This window comes from Okeania sp. (genome assembly GCF_983059655.1).
In genome coordinates, this window is record NZ_CEZPJD010000981.1 from 1 (window position 1) to 2,576 (window position 2,576).

The 2,576-nt window shown below is 38.3% G+C and carries 3 protein-coding genes; 1 reads left to right on the forward strand and 2 read right to left on the reverse strand.

Annotated features, from left to right (window positions below):
• Nucleotides 1-436 precede the first annotated feature (436 nt).
• Nucleotides 437-1,399, forward strand: coding sequence for a hydroxymethylbilane synthase (gene hemC, locus AC3DU7_RS30870; protein ID WP_488043055.1), 963 nt, complete (start codon nucleotides 437-439; stop codon nucleotides 1,397-1,399).
• A 232-nt stretch (nucleotides 1,400-1,631) separates the two neighbouring features.
• Here hemC and AC3DU7_RS30875 read toward each other — a convergent pair whose 3' ends face one another.
• Complete coding sequence (locus AC3DU7_RS30875; RefSeq protein ID WP_488043056.1) at nucleotides 1,632-1,844, reverse strand: hypothetical protein; 213 nt, start codon at nucleotides 1,842-1,844, stop codon at nucleotides 1,632-1,634.
• 33 nt (nucleotides 1,845-1,877) lie between these two features.
• Nucleotides 1,878-2,129 (reverse strand): cupin domain-containing protein, encoded by a 252-nt coding sequence (locus AC3DU7_RS30880; protein ID WP_488043057.1) that lies wholly within the window; start codon nucleotides 2,127-2,129, stop codon nucleotides 1,878-1,880.
• Nucleotides 2,130-2,576 lie beyond the last annotated feature (447 nt).

Consider the following 2,576-nt stretch of genomic DNA (forward strand, 5'->3'; position numbering starts at 1 on the left):
TAGATTCTCTATGAACAATAAATTTTAGTTGAATAAAAAATCATGCGTAGGGGCGAGCAACCCCCAATAGCATTTATGATATCACAAAAATTGTAAGGATGGAACCGAAAATCCTTTCACCCGCTGATTTTTTAGAGCTTCACAGAATGCAAAAGTTAGCGGTAATTAATATATGGCGATCTAACAATCACGAATTTTCTGATTCTAATCTTATAAAGAGGGGAGTATTGAAAAATACTTTTCCTGTACTGCCTCTATATCCGCTCCCGACTCGTAACTCAAAAAAGATAAAGGAGTTCATAAACACTCAAACTCAGTCAGGGATTACTTCTAACTTCTAACTTCTGACTTCTGACTTTTGACTTCTAAAACAAGGCCCCTTTTTACGGTAATCTAAAAAGAATGACCACAATTATTGACTCAAAATTATTAAGATATGACAGTATCTGCCCCTACTCGTACCGTTCGGATCGGTTCCCGCAAAAGTCAACTTGCCTTAGTTCAAACCTATTGGGTACAAGAAGAACTCCAGAAAAATTTCCCCAATATCACATTTGAAGTCCACACTATGTCTACTCAAGGAGACAAAATTCTAGATGTAGCCTTAGCAAAAATTGGGGATAAAGGACTTTTTACCAAGGAACTAGAGTTGGGAATGCTACAAAACGAAACTGACTTAGCAGTTCATTCTCTCAAAGACTTACCCACCAATCTGCCAGAAGGTTTGGTTTTAGGTTGTGTTACCGAACGGGAAAACCCGGCAGATGCTCTAGTAGTCCATGAAAAGTTCAAAGATAAACAACTTGAAGCTTTGCCAGAAGGTGCTGTTATTGGTACATCTTCCCTCAGACGTTTGGCACAACTCCGTCACCATTACCCCCATTTTGAATTCAAGGATGTTCGTGGTAATCTCAATACTAGACTAGCAAAACTAGATGCTGGAGAGTATGATGCCTTAATCTTGGCTTTTGCTGGTTTGCATAGATTGGGCATGGGCGATCGCATTCATCAGGTTATACCGCCAGAGGTTTCTCTTCATGCAGTTGGGCAAGGTGCTTTAGGGATAGAATGTCGTGCCGGAGATAATGATATTCTCGACCTATTGAAGAGTTTGGAACATACTTCTACGGCTCAGAGATGTTATGCCGAACGTGCTTTTTTGAGAGAGTTGGAAGGTGGGTGTCAAGTTCCTATTGGTGTCAATACTAAAATAGAGGGTGAACAACTGACTTTAACTGGTATTGTTGCTAGTTTAGATGGTCAGAAATTAGTTAAGGATGTTGTAACTGGTGGTGTTAATCATGCGGAACAAATAGGTACTGAATTAGCTCAGAAATTGAGGAAACAAGGCGCCCAAGAAATCTTAGATAAAATTTTGGCAGAAATTGACCGTAGTTAGTTTTACAGTAGTTTTCGAGCGATGAGGTATAAAGTTTTATTGCTCAAGGGAACAGGAAAGAGGAAATATAACAATATTCTTACAACTGTACCTCACGCTTCCTCAAAAGTGCTGTAAATTTAGGACTTAATATCTTGTCCGGATAATTAACGATAAAAAAACTTTCTCTTTCTTCCCTCCTGACTCCTGACTCCTTCATCGTTTATTTATAACTGTTCAACCGGACATAATATTAATCTTCAGAAGATTGCTTGTTGCTCCAAAACTTTTGAAGGGCTGACTCATCAACTATGGAAGCTGACTCACCATCTATAATCACTCGTTTACTAAGGCGAGGAAAAATACCAACATCCAAGGGCCCTACTTCTCCACCTATTAGATATACAAGGTCTTCATTAAATGGGTTGCGCAAATGATGAGGTTGTTGAGGTAACCCAAATCCCATAAAGTCTCCTGATTCAACCTCGTATTCCCTATCTCAAATTTCCGCAATTCCTCGACCTGACAAAATGTAAACCCATTCTTCTTCATTCTGGTGGGCGTGATAAATGAAAGATTCTTTGCCTGGTGGTACACGAGCGATCGTTACGCCAATACGTTTAAGACCTACAGTACGTCCAAGAAACCGTAAATCAATTTCTGAATTGGGATTGAGTGGATGATGAAATTTAAACGCATTCATTGAATCAATGTCTGATGCTTTCAGCAGAGAATGTTGTTCATCAGTCACGTTGATGTCCTCCTAATTTTTAATAGTTCATTTATAGCGCTGTGCGCAGGCAACAGGCAACAGGCAACAGGCAACAGCTCATCTGGGGGAATAAAAAAACGATATTATAAGGCTTTTAGCTATTGGACAGTTCTTGTAATTTGTAAATATGCCAGCGCACATTGCTATATATTGACTGTTAGTTGCTCGAAAGCTGCTTAACTATTAATGTTATTCTAGTTTTGAGAAATATTCTGAAAGTCTTCTTGATGCCTAGATTCTGAATTTCTACAGTTTGATTCACAATTCATATAGTTCTTTTTCTAGAAATTTTCCGTGGCAGCAAAAAAGATACTCAAAGGCAATAGAACAATGAAATAGAAGACTAATCATCAACTAATTTTTCAAACTCTAATAAGAGTCTACCAGGTACTAAAAAAATCATCTTGAGTTGAACATTTATAGGCT